We start from the raw sequence: 15,889 nt of genomic DNA, 5'->3' as shown, positions 1-15,889 counted from the left end.
AACCCTTTTTCCAAGCAAAAAAGCATAGAAATTATTGCAAATGCAATTTTCTCTATGCAAATCTCCGGTTCTATTCCTATTTGGGTAGGCATTTTTGAGTTCATAAAAATACGAGCTAATTAAAAAACCAGATGCGTTTTTTGCATCTGGCAATCATTTAATAAAGGAGATCCTATTGTTTATAAATTATTTTTTTAAATAAATTCTTTTTACCCATTTCACCTTATTTTTATAAGGCGGATATAAAAATTTAAAATCTACTAAGAAGGATTTTTCCAGCACGCCTTTTTTATGAGAAAAGGTTTCAAAGCTCCACTCCCCGTGATAGTTTCCCATTCCGCTGTTTCCAATACCGCCGAATGGCAGATAAGGATTTCCTACGTGCAGAATCGTTGTATTAAAACAACCCCCGCCGAAAGAGGCCTCCTTTATGATTCTTTTTTGTTCCTTCTTACTTTTAGAGAACAAATAAAGAGCGAGCGGTCTCTCATGCGAATTGACGATGTCAATTACTTCTGTAAAATTTTCATATTCTATAATAGGCAAGATCGGTCCGAAAATCTCTTCCTGCATAACAGGATGCTCCCATGTGACTTCCTGTATTACAGTAGGCTCTATATAAAGTTGACTGGCCTCTGTCTTACCGCCTATGAGAATGGTTGCGTCCTCCAAGTAAGCAGATAATCGTGAAAAATGATGTTGATTAATAATCCTGCAATAATCCTTACTCTTTTCAGGCTCCTTTCCATAGAAAGCAGTAATCTGCTTTTTTAGTTCGGTCACCAGTTCCGGCTTCACTTTTTTATGGACGATCACATAATCGGGAGCCACACAAGTTTGGCCTGCGTTGATAAATTTCCCCCAGGCAATCCTTTTCGCAGAAGATTTAATATCTGCTTTATGACTGACAATACAAGGGCTCTTCCCGCCCATTTCAAGAACTACAGGCGTAAGGTGAGCGGCAGCTTCCTGCGCAATGATTTTCCCTACACGGGTACTTCCCGTATAGAAGATCAAATCAAAATTTTCCTTCAAAAGCGCATGCGTTTCTTCAATGCCGCCTTCCACAACGCTGCAATGCTCTTCTGCGAAACAGTCCTTGATCAAGCTTGACAATAAATTTGACGTATTTGGGGCCAGTTCCGAAGGTTTTAAAATGCAGCAGTTCCCCGCCGCGATTGCCCCCACTAACGGATTCATCGCTAATTGGAAAGGATAGTTCCATGCACTCATCACCAGGACAGTGCCGTACGGTTCATGATAAACCTTGCTCGAGGACAAAAAATGAATGATCGGTGTTTTCACTTTTCTTGGCGCAGCCCAGGATTGTAAATTTTCTGCAGCGAGTTTGATTTCATCCAGTACATTCAGAATTTCATTCGTAAAGGCTTCAAATTCACACTTGCCAAAATCTTTATTCAATGCTTCCATTATTTCTTGATTTCTTTTTATGATGGTTTTTCTTAGAATGTTTAGCCGATCTATCCGAAAGTTAAGCTCCTTTGATTTTCCCGAATGAAAAAACGCCTTTTGTCTTTTCAATAGCTGTTCATACGCTTCCGTTTTCATGTAATTTCCCCTCCATCCCTATAGGGTGATACTAAGTTCGACCTACCTTTTCCTTTAAAACAAATTATTTTCTAATTTCTTTTAACCCTCTTATCTCCTGTATGCCGAGCCCCGGTGCCTCTGTCAGCATAAACAGTGGTAGTTGTTGTTCAAAGCCTCCCACTACCGGATCTTCCGCGAGCAAAATTGCTGCATCTAAATCCACTCTGGTGACATTCTTCTTTGCTGCTGCTAAATGAGCGGCAGCAGTTAAACTCACTTTGCTTTCGATCATGCTTCCAAGCATACACTCCACGCCATAGGTTTCTGCAATCGCTATAATCTTTAACGCATTATAGATTCCTCCGCATTTCATCAACTTAATATTCAAAAGATCAGCCGCTCTATGCTGTAAAATTTTCAACGCATCGGCCGGAGAAAACAGGCTCTCATCTGCCATGATGGGAATCATCACATGTTCCGTGACCATTTTTAACCCTTCTAAGTCACAGGCATGGACAGGCTGTTCAATAAATTCGACTCGAAGATCCATTTCCTCTATTCTTCGTATAATCCGGATGGCTTCCTTTGGCGTCCAGCCTTGATTCGCATCCAATCGAATGGAAACCTTGTTCCCTACTGCTTCTCTGATTTTTTTAACCCGTTCGATATCTTTCCGTTCATCCGTACCAACCTTTAATTTCAAGAATTGAAATCCTCGCTCTACAGCATGAACTGCATCTTCCTGCATCTCTTCGGGTTCGTTTAAACTGATGGTTAAATCCGTTTCTACCTGATTTCGATATCCTCCTAAATATTTATAAAGCGGTGTTTGATATTGCTTCCCCAGTAAATCATAAACGGCCATATCCACCGCTGCTTTGGCACTGTAATTTTTGATTGAAGAAGCCTGTATCGCATCGAAGATCTCCTCTGAATGGTCGATCTCTTTACCAATTAGCTTTTCTTTCATGGTATGTTCAATCACAGCTATAATAGATTCGTTGCTTTCCCCTGTAATAACCATCGTAGGCGGTGCTTCTCCAAAACCGATGTCTCCTTCCTCTGTGGTTATCATAACAATGGTATTTTCTGCTGTTTCAACAGTTCGCAGCGCTGTTTTAAACGGTTTCTTCAGCGGTATGCTAAGATGTTTTAATTGAATATCCCCAATCTTCAATATGAATCCCCCTTCAATTAATCCGAGAGTGTCTCAAAAGAATTTAAATAAGACTCCCTATTACTTCGCTAATTCATACATTGCACTAGCCATTATTTTTACATTCTTTATCAGATCTTCAATGCTCATATATTCATCCTTTTGATGCATCACATCTTCCTGCTCCGGAAACAGCATACCAAAAGCGACGATATTCTCCATTTCCTTTGCGTAAGTCCCTCCGCCGGTTGACATAGGAGGCACTTTCTGCCCTGTTTCTTTTTCATATACTCCTTGCAATTTCTCTACTAATGTACTGTTTTCCGGAATATATAGGCTCTTTTTATGACGGACAATGTGCATTTGCAGATTGTTTTCATCCGCCGCTTCTTGGAGCTTACTTTTTATATACTCAAAATCCGCTGTAACCGGATACCTGATATCCAAGCAAACTTTTATCTCATCCCCTTCTAATTTGATCGTTCCTACGTTTACTGTAAGCGCTCCTGAAACTTCGTCCTGAAAATGAATACCAAGCCCTTTTCCATCCGTTTCTACCCCTATACGATTATGGATAAATTGAATGAATTGGTGAAGTTCCTCACAAAATGGGATCTGTTTTAATTGTGACAACAACTCCGATATTGCGTTCTTCCCTTTTTCCGGGGTACTTCCATGTGCCGTCTTACCGAATGCCTCTAACCTACTTTTGGCTCCCTTTTCCGAGATGATTGCTGAAACATAGCTGGGTACAACATTAGGCGCTTCTCCTCCCACCAGTTCTTCCAGCACACTTTCTGCATGCCCCTGATTAAGCTTTTTTGCGTATACAACGTTTATAATCCCCTTTTCAGCGAAAATAACCGGATATTCCGCATCAGGGGTGAATCCCATGACCGGCAATTCTTCCGTTTGCTTATAGCGTGCGATATCATCGCCACCGGTTTCTTCACTGGTGCCGAAAATAATTCGTATTCGTCTGTTCAAAGCTACATTAGAATCTGCAATTGCTTTTAATGCATATAAAGCTCCTATGGCAGCTCCTTTATCATCCAATACGCCACGGCCGAATATTTTTCCGTCATGAATTTCGCCGCCAAAAGGGGGATAGCTCCACCCCTCTCCTGCCGCAACTACATCCAGATGGGCTAAAACAGCTATCATTTCTTCTCCCTGCCCATACTGAGCATACCCAACCTTATCCTCTATGTTTTTCACTTCAAAGCCAAGATGCTCCGCTAATTCCAATGTATACGCCAAAGCCCGCTGAATTTCCGGACTGCTTTTTCCCGTATTGACGCTTTCAATGCGGATACACTCTTGCAACGAAGTGATCATTTGATCCTTCATTTGTTCAATTTTCTTTGTAAACATCCTATCCTCCACTTTTGAAAAAAATCCAGCTTGAGGCACAAAATTACGGTACCGCCAGCTGGAGCTCTTTTTGATTTCTTACACTATTTAAACTAGATTCCACTCAAATGAGCTTCTAACTTTTTCCGAATCCGTTGAATTGCATTGTCAATGGATTTTGGTGATTTCCCCATAATCTGCCCAATCTCCGTATAATTTTTCCCTTGTAAAAACTCTGAAAGTACTTTGTTTTCCATTTCACTGAAAAAGCTTCTTCCCTCTTTTTCTATAAAGGACATTTTTTCTTTCATAATTAATATGGCCTCCGGATCATTTTCTATACCCGAAGCCAATATTTCAGCAATGCTCATATCACTGCTGTCGTTAAAGTCGTCACTATAAAGTGGTATAGACGTATTCAGCGGAGAGTATTTTAGTCTTGTTGCATGTTTTACTGCGGATAGGATTTGCCTATTAATACAAATATCTGCATACGTCCTAAAAGAAGCGGCTTTGTCCTGTTCATAGCTTCTTATCGCCTTAAACAATCCGATCATACCTTCCTGAACCACATCTTCGCTGTCTGCACCAACCATAAAATACAGATGAGCTTTCGTTCGAATAACGTCTTTATATTTTCTTATCAGCGCTTCTTCGGCTGCTTCGTCACCTGCCTGAGCCTTCACCACCAGCTCTTCATCCAATAGTTCCCTATATTCCAACTGCATCTCTTTGTCTTCTTACCTCACACATTAATACTGCAGCTGCATTGGATGCATTTAAAGAAGTGATTTTACCCACCATTGGTATGGATACGACAAAATCACATTTTTCCTTCACTAATCTGCTGATACCAAAGCCTTCGCTGCCTATTACGATAGCAATTCCGCCCTTAAGATCTGCCTTATAATAAGGTTGACCATCCATATCACAGGCCGCAACCCAAACCCCCATCTCTTTGATTTTATCAATCGTCTGCGCGATGTTGGATACCTTGACACAAGGCACATATTCCACCGCACCTGCAGAAGCTTTCACCACAACATCAGTGATTCCCACAGCACGTCTTTTCGGGATAATAATGCCGTGAGCGCCCACCGCTTCGGCTGTTCTCATAATCGCCCCTAGATTATGCGGGTCTTCCAAATTGTCCAGAATCATGATATAAGGTGCTTCTTCGCGTTTCTTAGCCAGTTCGAAAATATCTTCTATTTCACAATAGTCGTACGAAGAGACATACGCCACCACTCCCTGATGAGGAGTTCCGTTTGCCAGTCTGTCTAACGCCGATTTTTCAGTCATGATAATCGGGATATGTTTATCCTTCGCCATCCCCATAATCTTCTTAATAGAGCCTTCCGTACCTTTCCCGATCAACAGCTTTTCAATTTCGCGGTCACTTCGGAGCGCCTCCATAACGGGGTTTCTGCCAACAATCATATTTTTATTTGTGCTTTGTGTTTCCAAACTATTTTCTCCTGTATTCCGTAAATTTGTATTCCGTGCCGTTATGTTCCTGCAACTCACTTTCCCAAACAAGTTCCACATCTTGACAAAGATCCAAATTTTCAAAGTGCCGATCCGCATCAAATTCATCCAATATTTTTGTAACATAATAGGTATCGCAGCAATCCCTCATATCAGCATATACCTTTGCACCGCCTATTATGTATATATCTTCCGTATCATATTTTTCGAGTTCATGAGCCAACTCTTCTTCAGAATGGCATACCAGACAATCCGCTTTGTAGTTCTTGTCCCCCGACAATACGATATTGGTACGCCCGGGAAGCGGTTTCTTACCCGGCAGAGACTCCAGCGTTTTTCGCCCCATCACAACCACTTTTCCCAATGTCATCTCTTTAAAATATTTTAAATCTCCCGGTAAATGGGTTAATAAATTATTATCTTTTCCGATGCCCCATTTCCGATCAGCGGCTACTATAATCTTCATCTTTTCTCCTATATTGCAATTGGTATATTTTTTATTTGCGGATTATTTACATAGTTCTCCACTTTAATGTCATTCACAGTAAACTGATAAAAATCGGTTATTTCGGGATTTAGCGTTACCTTTGGCGCAGGAAATTGCGGCCTGCTGATCATTTCCTTTATAATCGGCACATGCCTGTCATAAATATGTGCATCCGAAATCACATGAATCAATTCACCCGGTTCAAAACCACAAACCTGAGCCAGCATATATACAAGTAAAGAATATTGAACCACATTCCAGTTGTTTGCTGCTAAGATATCCTGAGAACGCTGATTTAAAATAGCATTCAGCTTATTTCCCGTTACATTGAAGGTCATACTGTAGGCACAAGGTTCCAAATTCATTTCCGTCAAATCCGCAAAGTTAAAGATATTCGTCATAATTCTCCTGGAGTACGGTGTGTTCTTAAGCTGCCAGATTACATTATCTACTTGATCCATCTCACCCTGAGGGAATTTATATTTTTTAGCAAGCTGATAGCCGTATGCCTTTCCGATCGTTCCGTCTTCTCCGGCCCATTCATCCCATATATGACTGTTTAAATCTTCTATACGATTGGATTTTTTCTGCCATATCCATAAAAGTTCATCGAAGGCCGATTTTATCGCTGTCGGCCGTAAAGTCAGTGCTGGAAACTCTTCTTGCAAATTATAACGGTTCACCATACCGAAACTCTTTATCGTGTGGGCAGGGTCACCATCCTCCCACTTGGGCCGGACAATCTGCCCTTCTGAAGAATAGCCTTTTTCTAAAATTTCGTTACACATATTAATAAATAGTACATCTGCTTTACTCATGGAAACCCTCTCATTTTTGATACTTCATCGATATCTCAAATATCACCTATATAATAAAATATTTAAATAGAATAGCAACGACGCCGATAACGATAATGGCCAAATAAACCTTCGCCGAAGTATTCCATCCTTGCTGCGGATTGTTTTGATGATACTCCTCGCTTTGTTTAGAGATCTCTCGATTGGTCCTATAATAATCCCATATCATCTCTTTATATTTATTTTTTGATTGTTTTCCTGCCATCTGTTATCTCCGCCTTCTCTATCAATTCCAACGCCTGACGAATGATTGCCTCCAGTCGCTCTGTATCCCCAGACAAGTACAAAAATCCAATCAACGCTTCAAAGGCCGTCGCCAGTTTATAAGTCACAGGATCTGCATGCTGCGGTTTAGAAGTGATTTTTTTATTTCGAGCTCTTTTTACCAGAAGCTGTTCTTGTTCCGTAAGCGTCGTATCAAACATCTTTTTAATAGCAAACGCCTGTCCTTCTGCTCTTACAAAACGAACAGCAAGCTTATTTTGCTTATCTACATTTACTGAATCACGCTCTAAAACAAATTGTCGAACATACATTTCATACACCGCGTCACCCATATAGGCCAATGCCGTTGTATTCATTTTTACTGCTTCCATTGTATTTCTCATCTATCTCACTAAACAGAGAATCCTGCTTCCTCCACTATTATAAATAGCAAAAGACCCTTATCAAGAATTCCTCAAAGGGTCCGGCTATACTGTCATTTTCAACTTATTCTTTTATAATCTGAACACCTTGAGGGGTATCCTTCAAAACAATTCCTTTTGCCTTCAACAAATCTCTGATTTCATCTGCCCGCGCAAAGTTCTTGTTCTTTCTTGCTTCCTGTCTTTCATCAACCAGTGCTTGAATTTCCGAGTCAATGCTTCCGTCTTCTTCTTCCTGAAGAAGTCCCAGTACCGTTGTCAGTTCCATCAGGATCGCATAAGCTTCTTTTGCAAATTCTTTTGAAGCCCCATCCTTTACTGCGGTGTTTACAGCCGTTATGAGCTCAAATACTGCTGTGATGGCATCCGCGGTATTTAAGTCATCGTCCATGGCTCCGATAAACTCTTCACGGTATTTGCCAAATCCCTGCGCAGTCTCTTTCTCGGTCTCTGTTATTCCGCCGTCTGATCCGGCTTCCATTAAATATTTTAAGTTTGCTTTCGCATTCTGCATTCTTACAAGACCGTTCTTGGCCTGTTCCATCAGCAAATCACTGAAGTTAATCGGATTTCTGTAATGCCCTGACAGCAAGAAGAATCGCATCACTTCTCCGCTATAGTCTTTCAGGATATCTCTTACTGTAAAGAAATTACCCTTTGATTTAGACATCTTTTCATTATCAATGGTAATATATCCGTTGTGCATCCAATAGTTTGCAAATGGCTTTCCGTTATGCGCTTCTGACTGTGCGATTTCGTTTTCGTGATGCGGAAAAGCTAAATCCTGACCACCCGCATGGATGTCAATGGTCTCGCCCAAATATTTTTTGGACATGGTCGAACATTCAATATGCCAACCGGGTCTGCCCATTCCCCAAGGAGATTCCCATGCAATTTCATCCTCGGCTTTTCTTGCTTTCCACAAGGCGAAATCAAGAGGATCCTTTTTCTTTTCACCGATTTCGATTCTTGCTCCGGATTCAAGATCTTCAATATTCTGCTTGGACAGCTTTCCATACTCTTTAAAGTTTCTGGTGCTGTAATACACATCTCCATTTACCTCATAGGCAAATCCTTTATTAATCAAATCCTGCACGAATTCGATAATTTCTTTCATATTTTCAGTTACCTTCGGATGCGCCGAAGCTTTCTTTACATTTAATGCAGCAGCATCCTTATAATATTCTTCAATATATTTTTCGCTGACTTCTCCTGCACTGACGCCCTCTTCTCTCGCCTTATTGATGATTTTGTCATCCACGTCCGTGAAGTTCTGAATAAACCTTACCTGATTTCCTCTATATTCTAAGTATTTTCTTAACGTATCAAATACAACAAATGGTCTGGCATTTCCGATGTGAAAAAAATTATATACTGTAGGTCCGCATACATATATCTTAATTTCCTTCTGATCAATAGGAACAAATTCTTCTTTTTTTCTCGTTAATGTATTGTATATTTTCATCTTAGCAAACCCCTTTCTTTGCGCTTTACTACTCTTATTCTATACAAATATAAGGCAGGTAAACCTGCCTTAAAATTATACAATATTCTTGTTCAATAATCAAACTAAATATAGTTCATCGGATTTTGTGCAACGCCATTGATACGAACTTCGAAATGAAGTACATATCCGGTTGCATTTCCCGTTCTGCCTACCGTTCCTAACGTTTGACCCTTTGTCACCTTATCTCCTACAGAAACATACATGCTGTCACAGTGAGCATAATACGTCTGAAGGCCTCCGCCGTGATCCACCTTAATAATATTGCCATACGTGCCGGAGTAAGAAGCACAAGTTACTACACCGTCCGCTGCTGCTCCAAAAGGAGTTCCCTGAGGATTTCTTAGGTCTACTCCGTAATGTCTGCCTCCACCTCTTGTCCCAAAAGCGGAAGACACTTCAACATGAGCCATCGGTGCTCCCAAAATCCCATTGCTGGCACCTGTATAGGTCGGTATCGCTGCCGTACCCTTTAGCGATACTTGATTTTGCGGCTGTGATAAAACAGTTTCAGACAATACATTAGAACCTAACACAATGCCATTTTCTTTAATAACCTGTGAAGTCACCTGCTTACTTCCGCTGACGCCTGCGGTCTGCACCTTGGTCTGACCCTTATATAATTGAGAGGACTCTTCGTACACGGTTGTATATGGGACCGTCTCTGTTGCAACGACCGTTTCTGTTGTACGAACCGTAACAAACGGTTTTAAGTCATATAAATTTAACACGGAACCGATTTTTAAGCTCGACGTATTAATTCCCGGATTCATGTTTTCTAATTCAGTCGGAGAAATGTTGCACTTCTTTGCTATATCCCAAAGCGTATCACCGCCTTGAACAACATACGTCTTCGCTTGAGTTGTTCCTCTCACAATATAATCAATGGCATCCGGCACACTCATTACCCATGCCGGCTCTCCCCCTGTCGCTTGATAATCATAGGGTACATAAGAAAATTCCTGACCAAATTGAATATCGGATACTTGAGCTCCAGGTGTCACATAATAAGATTTTACCCCTTCAAAAACCGCCTTTGCCTCTTCTTCCGTATCTACCGCAAGGATTAATGATCCGTTAATCTTTATCAGCCACTGGGTATCGTTATCACTCTTTGCCATTTTTAAACTCTCAGTTTGAATGCCTGAACCGGCATCCATCGGCATATGCGTTGTCGGCACCGGTGCTATAGATAGCATTGCAGCTAAAGCCAGCACGCCAACCGTACCTCCCACCGTCATTTTCTGCTGCTTTGAAAAAGCGCCAGTTGCCTGTTTTATTTTTTCTAAAGTAATCCGATCTTTCATAAGACTTATTCTATCTGATAATTTTTGATTCATATTATAATTCCTTTATCTGGCTTTCATATTAATTCAACTATTCTTTCAAATTTTATTAGCCCAACTAGTTTATCTTATGCAATATGTTGCCTTTGCCGTTCCTAAATATTACAGGATTGTTACAGTCAAGTCAACCCAATTATCTATTTTTCACAAAAACACCACAATCAAAAAAGCGTCAAACAATTTAAATTTCAATTATTTGACGCAATCTTAAAAAGTTATTGGTTAATATTGGTTTTTTGTAACATAGAGATTAATATATTACAAAATTATGACATAATGATTACAATTTTGCGGTGTTTTGTTATTACTCCATATCCTCAACAGTCACTTTGCTCATCACCTGATTCTCGATTGGTTTATCGGAATGATCTCTCCGTGCATTGACAATTTTATCAGCAGCTTCCATGCCCTCTGTAATTTTACCAAAAGAAGCATATTGTCCGTCCAAATGCGGAGAATCTGCTACCATAATGAAAAATTGTGATCCTGCAGAATTTGGATTCATTGATCTCGCCATGGAAAGAACGCCTCTTGCATGCTTCAAGTTATTTTCAAAACCGTTCGACGTAAATTCGCCCTTAATAGTATGTCCTGGGCCTCCCATTCCTGTTCCTGTAGGATCACCGCCCTGGATCATGAAACCGGGAATAACTCTGTGGAAAATCAATCCGTCATAAAACCCCTTGGATGCCAATTCTTCAAAGTTCTTTACTGTCTCAGGAGCAATTTCCGGATAAAGCTCCCCTTTCATGATATCGCCGTTCTCCATTTCAATTGTCACTATTTTCTTCATCGTTGTCGTTTTTCCTTTCTTTTTCTCTTATAAGCTGTTCTAAGAGCCTTCGCTATTTATTATTCTTTTATTATCGGATTTTAAAGCCGTTATGCATTCGGTCTCTTTTCTTTAAGTCTGCAATTAAATTTATATCGATATGTCCTTCAAACTTTTCAAGGCCAAAATAGTACTCCATAAAATCCCAGATTTCATCCCTGAGATAGTCCGGATAGATGTGCTCCTGCTGCTTTATATCTCCTTGTGACATAAAACGGATTTCCTTCATGACCTGCTCTCCGCCGACCCGTTCCGGATCGTAGCCGAGTTCCAAAGTTCCTCCTGAAATTTTAGCTAAGAAAAAGTTTACAAACCGCTGACCTCTCGCCTCGGAAACCTCCTCCACATGCCAAATCAGTTTTTCGATGGTTACATCAAGGCCGGTTTCTTCCTTTACCTCACGAATGGCTGCCTGTCTTGCATCCTCACCCTCTTCGATGCCGCCTCCCGGCACCATCCAGATATCTCTATCTTCATGGTGTTGCTTAAGCATCAGTATTTTCTTATCTTCATCAAAAATTATTACTCGTACTCCGCCTGCCCACATAACAACACTCCTATCTACAGTTCTCCCTCAGAAAAGAACCGGTTTCCTATTTTTCTTGCATTACCGTCTGAATGGTTTTATTTATTGCATCTTCCATCGATCGCTCTTCCTTGTCTGCGTCTCTTCTGAGTTTATATTCAACAATTCCATCGGCAGCACCTCTTCCAACTATGATTCGGATTGGAATTCCTAAAAGATCTGCATCTTTAAATTTTACACCCGGACGTTCTTTTCTGTCATCCAACAGCACTTCTACGCCTGCACCTAAAAGCCGCTGGTAAATCTCTTCTGCAGTCTTTTCCTGTACTTCATCACCCGTATTCACAATGGTTACAATCGCATGATAAGGGGCCACAGACATCGGCCAGATGATTCCATTCTCATCATGATGCTGTTCTACCACTGCGGCAAGTGTTCTTGTCACTCCGATTCCGTAGCAGCCCATTACCACCAGTTGATCTTCCATATTTTCGTCTTTATAATATGCTCCCATAGCTTCACTGTATTTTGTACCTAGTTTAAATACCTGTCCGACCTCAATCCCTCGAGCATGTTTTACCGGTGCTCCGCATACCGGGCATGGATCTCCTTCTTTGAGCAGTTTTAAGTCAGCGATAATATCTGCCTTATAGTCTCTTCCATAATTCACATGAAGCATATGATGATCTTCCTTGCATGCACCTGCACAAAGATTTTTCAATCCCGGCAGTTCGCTGTCCACAACGATGGTACAATCATGAATGCCAACCGGCCCGGTAAATCCGCCTACACAACCTGTTTCCGCTCCCATCTTCGCTTCATCAGCAAAAGCAATAGCGTGCTCCGGTATATTTAACGCATTCACCAATTTAATCATATTCAGCTCACGGTCCCCTCGAACAAAAGCTGCCACATAACCGTTCTCATTTTGTTCATCATCATAGGTTACAAAAAGAAGGGCTTTCATGGTCTGTGTCTTGTCAAGTTCTAAAAAGTTTGCAACGTCTTCAATCGTTTTTGTCCCTGGTGTATGAACCGTTTCCAACGGCAATTCCGCTTCATTGGAAGCAGGTGCATCGATACAGAGCGCTTTTTCAGTAGTTGCTGCCATACTGCATGTTTCACAATAAGCAATTTCACTTTCTCCAACCTCAGACAAAGCCGTAAATTCATGGGAATTACTGCCGCCAATTGCCCCGGTATCTGCTTCCACCGGTCTGAAAGTAAGGCCGCATCGAGTGAAAACTCTTTCATAGGCATCATACATATCCTCATAACTCTTATCGAGCTCTTCAAACGTCTTGTCAAAGGAGTAAGCGTCCTTCATTATAAATTCTCGGCTTCTCATCAGTCCGAATCGCGGTCTTGCTTCATCTCTGTATTTAGTCTGAATTTGATATAAGTTCAAAGGCAGCTGTCTATAAGAATTCACCTCACTTCGAACAATATCAGTGAAGATTTCTTCATGAGTAGGTCCCAAACAGAAATCCCGTCCGTTTCGATCCTTTAGCCGCCATAATTCCGGACCATATTTAAACCACCGGCCGGACTCCATCCAAAGCTCCGCAGGCTGAACTGCAGACATATGAATCTCTTGAGCTCCTTTTGCGTCCATTTCCTGCCTTATAATCTCTTCGATCTTCCGAATGGAACGATATCCAAGCGGCATAAATCCATATACCCCGGACACCAGTTTTCGAATCATTCCTGTTCTCAGCAATAAAATATGGCTTGCGATTTCTGCTTCATTTGGTACTTCCCTCAAAGTTTTCAGATGCATTTTAGATAATCTCATTGTCGTTCTATATCTCCTTCAATTTAAAATTATTCGTTTTTAACAGACACACAGCCTCCGAAGCGATTCCTTCTTTTCGCCCCGTAAAGCCTAATTTCTCTGTAGTTGTCGCTTTCACATTGACTATATTATGGCTTATATTCAACCTTTCGGCAATATTATTTTTCATCTGCTCGATGTAAGCTGCCAGTTTAGGTTCCTGAGCGATAACCGTCGCATCAATATTACCGATTTGAAATCCATTCTCTGCAAGCAGCTGCCCTACGTGGGAAAGCAGTTTGAGGCTGGAAATTCCTTTATAAGCCGGGTCTGTATCCGGAAAATGTTTGCCGATATCACCCAGAGCCGCCGCTCCGAGCAATGCATCCATGATGGCATGTGTCAGCACATCTGCATCCGAATGTCCCAATAAGCCTACTGTATACGGGATTTTAACTCCACCCAGAATCAGGTCTCGATTTTCACTGAACCGATGTACATCATATCCGGAACCTATTCTCATCTCCATTGGCAGATCCTCTTTTGTCGTTATTTTTAGATTGTTATATTCGCCCTCCACAATATATACGGCTTGACCGATTCTTTCAACTAAAACCGCATCATCTGTGCCGCAGTAATGATCGGTATAGGCCTTTTCATAAGCATCCATCAGAAGCTTACGTTCGAACCCTTGCGGCGTTTGAACCGCATACAGTTCATCCCGTTTTAAGGTTTCTTTAAAACAGCGTTTTTCATGATCGCCGATCTTAATGGTATCCTTTACAGGTACAGCTGCAACAACAGCTCCCCTGACCACCATTTCTTCCACCGTTCTATTAATAAGCGCATCCGAAACAAACGGTCTTGCCGCATCATGCACGATGACATAATCTACATCCGCGGGAAGAGCTTGAAGCGCATTGTAAACAGAATCCTGCCGTTCACTTCCGCCTTCCACTACGGTTTGTATTTTCGCCAAATTATGTTTACATAATATTTCTTTCGTTGCCTTCAGATATTCTTTTGACACAACAACAAAAATGCCGTCAATATAAGGATGGCGGCAAAAAGCATCAACCGTTTTTATAAATACGGGTAAACCTTCTATTTTTAGAAATTGTTTTGGAATGCCGCTGCCCATTCGTTTTCCTGATCCGGCAGCGGCGATAATGACAGCGATTTTTTTTGTTTTATACATAGATCATCCTGCTTTTTATCTTCTTGGTTTTGCAAAAATCATACGTCCGGCTGAAGTCTGCAACACACTGGTTACCATTACACTGATGGTCTGTCCGATGTATCGTCTTCCTTCTTCCACCACAATCATCGTTCCGTCATCCAGATAGGCAACCGCTTGATTGTTTTCTTTTCCTTCCTTTACAAGAAACAATTTCATATCTTCTCCCGGAAGTACAACCGGTTTAAGTGTGTTTGCGAGTTCATTAATATTTAAAACTTCAACACCTTTAATACCAGCCACTTTATTTAGGTTAAAATCATTGGTCACAACCTTACCGTTCATAATTTGTGCGAGCTTTAAAAGCTTAATATCCACTTCCGGTATTTCATCCAGCGACTTCTCAGCCGTCGTATTATAGATTTCGATACCATAGTCCTCTTGGATTTTATTCAAAATATCCAAGCCTCTTCTGCCCCGGTTACGCTTTAAAGAGTCCGAAGAATCTGAGATATGCTGCAATTCAAGCAGCACAAATTCAGGTATGACAATCGTGCCCTCAATAAAACCGGTTTTCATGATGTCGGCAATTCTTCCGTCAATAATCACACTGGTATCAAAGATCTTAGGTGTCGCATCCAATTGCTTGTTTTTCGATTTGGATAAGGGCCCGCCCTTTTTGGCCGACAGTAAGGCCACCGACACATCCTTAAATCTCTTTGTTGCAATGATAACCCCTAAATAGCCTAAAATAACGTAAGTGACTACGGTCAAAATGGTTCCCACATAAAGAAATTGAATTGTTGCATAGATCTGACTCACCAAAAACGCGATGATAAGTCCTACAATCAATCCAAATGTACCTGATAATATATCATTTGTCGGAACACCCTGCAAGTCACTTTCGATTCCTTTTGCCACTTTCGCGCCATGTTTTCCTAGGAGTGGTGTCGCTCTGAAAAAAATAATTCCAAATATAATTGCAAAACACAAAGCTGTTACAAGCATTTGTGTTTCTGTAAGTTTCTCACTTAATGCAGTACCCGACAGCCCAAAAATAAACTCACAGAGTAAGAACACACCATAGCCTAAAATAGCACCTACCGCAGTAAATACAAGCTGTAATAGTTTTTTGATCATTTCGTTTCCCCCCTTTCCTCTTTAATCTCTATATCTTTGCACCCTTTTCAA

At 41.0% G+C, this 15,889-nt stretch carries 16 protein-coding genes; all 16 read right to left on the bottom strand.

The genetic code is table 11. From position 1 onward, the window contains the following. Positions 1–186 precede the first annotated feature (186 nt). Positions 187–1,569 carry an aldehyde dehydrogenase gene (locus JYB65_RS13800; RefSeq protein ID WP_206583276.1) on the bottom strand — a complete coding sequence of 461 codons (1,383 nt, stop codon included), beginning with the start codon at positions 1,567–1,569 and terminating at the stop codon, positions 187–189. Positions 1,570–1,633: 64 nt separating this feature from the next. Next, positions 1,634–2,728, bottom strand: a complete 1,095-nt coding sequence (locus tag JYB65_RS13795; RefSeq protein WP_206583275.1) for a dipeptide epimerase — start codon at positions 2,726–2,728, stop codon at positions 1,634–1,636. Between the two features lie 60 nt (positions 2,729–2,788). Next, positions 2,789–4,081 carry a M20 family metallopeptidase gene (locus JYB65_RS13790; protein ID WP_206583274.1) on the bottom strand — a complete coding sequence of 431 codons (1,293 nt, stop codon included), beginning with the start codon at positions 4,079–4,081 and terminating at the stop codon, positions 2,789–2,791. A 92-nt stretch (positions 4,082–4,173) separates the two neighbouring features. Next, positions 4,174–4,782, bottom strand: coding sequence for an RNA polymerase sporulation sigma factor SigH (gene sigH, locus JYB65_RS13785; protein ID WP_245156688.1), 609 nt, complete (start codon positions 4,780–4,782; stop codon positions 4,174–4,176). After that, positions 4,772–5,500, bottom strand: coding sequence for a 23S rRNA (guanosine(2251)-2'-O)-methyltransferase RlmB (gene rlmB / locus JYB65_RS13780; protein WP_206583308.1), 729 nt, complete (start codon positions 5,498–5,500; stop codon positions 4,772–4,774). Before rlmB ends, sigH begins: the two co-directional genes overlap by 11 nt. 28 nt (positions 5,501–5,528) lie before the next feature. After that, the gene (locus tag JYB65_RS13775) at positions 5,529–6,014 is read right to left on the bottom strand and encodes a dihydrofolate reductase (RefSeq protein ID WP_206583272.1); all 486 of its coding nucleotides are present in this window, start codon (positions 6,012–6,014) and stop codon (positions 5,529–5,531) included. A gap of 8 nt (positions 6,015–6,022) precedes the next feature. Beyond that, positions 6,023–6,853: a thymidylate synthase gene (gene thyA / locus JYB65_RS13770; RefSeq protein WP_206583271.1), complete on the bottom strand. Its 831-nt coding sequence runs from the start codon at positions 6,851–6,853 to the stop codon at positions 6,023–6,025. A 46-nt stretch (positions 6,854–6,899) separates the two neighbouring features. Next, a complete protein-coding gene (locus JYB65_RS13765) occupies positions 6,900–7,097 on the bottom strand; it encodes a hypothetical protein (RefSeq protein WP_206583270.1) in 198 nt (65 codons plus the stop codon). Then, positions 7,072–7,488 (bottom strand): Mini-ribonuclease 3, encoded by a 417-nt coding sequence (locus JYB65_RS13760; RefSeq protein ID WP_206583269.1) that lies wholly within the window; start codon positions 7,486–7,488, stop codon positions 7,072–7,074. The genes JYB65_RS13765 and JYB65_RS13760 overlap by 26 nt, the downstream gene beginning before the upstream one ends. 115 nt (positions 7,489–7,603) lie before the next feature. Continuing rightward, positions 7,604–9,004, bottom strand: coding sequence for a cysteine--tRNA ligase (cysS, locus tag JYB65_RS13755; RefSeq protein WP_206583268.1), 1,401 nt, complete (start codon positions 9,002–9,004; stop codon positions 7,604–7,606). Between the two features lie 104 nt (positions 9,005–9,108). Beyond that, positions 9,109–10,383: a M23 family metallopeptidase gene (locus tag JYB65_RS13750; RefSeq protein ID WP_206583267.1), complete on the bottom strand. Its 1,275-nt coding sequence runs from the start codon at positions 10,381–10,383 to the stop codon at positions 9,109–9,111. A gap of 310 nt (positions 10,384–10,693) precedes the next feature. Then, positions 10,694–11,182 (bottom strand): peptidylprolyl isomerase, encoded by a 489-nt coding sequence (locus tag JYB65_RS13745; protein WP_206583266.1) that lies wholly within the window; start codon positions 11,180–11,182, stop codon positions 10,694–10,696. Between the two features lie 70 nt (positions 11,183–11,252). Continuing rightward, positions 11,253–11,768 (bottom strand): NUDIX domain-containing protein, encoded by a 516-nt coding sequence (locus JYB65_RS13740; protein ID WP_206583265.1) that lies wholly within the window; start codon positions 11,766–11,768, stop codon positions 11,253–11,255. A gap of 46 nt (positions 11,769–11,814) precedes the next feature. After that, the gene (locus tag JYB65_RS13735; RefSeq protein ID WP_206583264.1) at positions 11,815–13,542 is read right to left on the bottom strand and encodes a proline--tRNA ligase; all 1,728 of its coding nucleotides are present in this window, start codon (positions 13,540–13,542) and stop codon (positions 11,815–11,817) included. Positions 13,543–13,549: 7 nt separating this feature from the next. Further along, positions 13,550–14,719 (bottom strand): 2-C-methyl-D-erythritol 4-phosphate cytidylyltransferase, encoded by a 1,170-nt coding sequence (gene ispD / locus JYB65_RS15155; RefSeq protein WP_206583263.1) that lies wholly within the window; start codon positions 14,717–14,719, stop codon positions 13,550–13,552. 15 nt (positions 14,720–14,734) lie between these two features. Then, positions 14,735–15,838 carry a PIN/TRAM domain-containing protein gene (locus JYB65_RS13725; protein WP_206583262.1) on the bottom strand — a complete coding sequence of 368 codons (1,104 nt, stop codon included), beginning with the start codon at positions 15,836–15,838 and terminating at the stop codon, positions 14,735–14,737. Positions 15,839–15,889 lie beyond the last annotated feature (51 nt).

This window comes from Clostridium aminobutyricum (genome assembly GCF_017255415.1).
Classification (GTDB): Bacteria; Bacillota; Clostridia; order Peptostreptococcales; family Anaerovoracaceae; genus Aminipila; species Aminipila aminobutyrica.
This window is presented reverse-complemented; position numbering and strand designations above follow the sequence as displayed.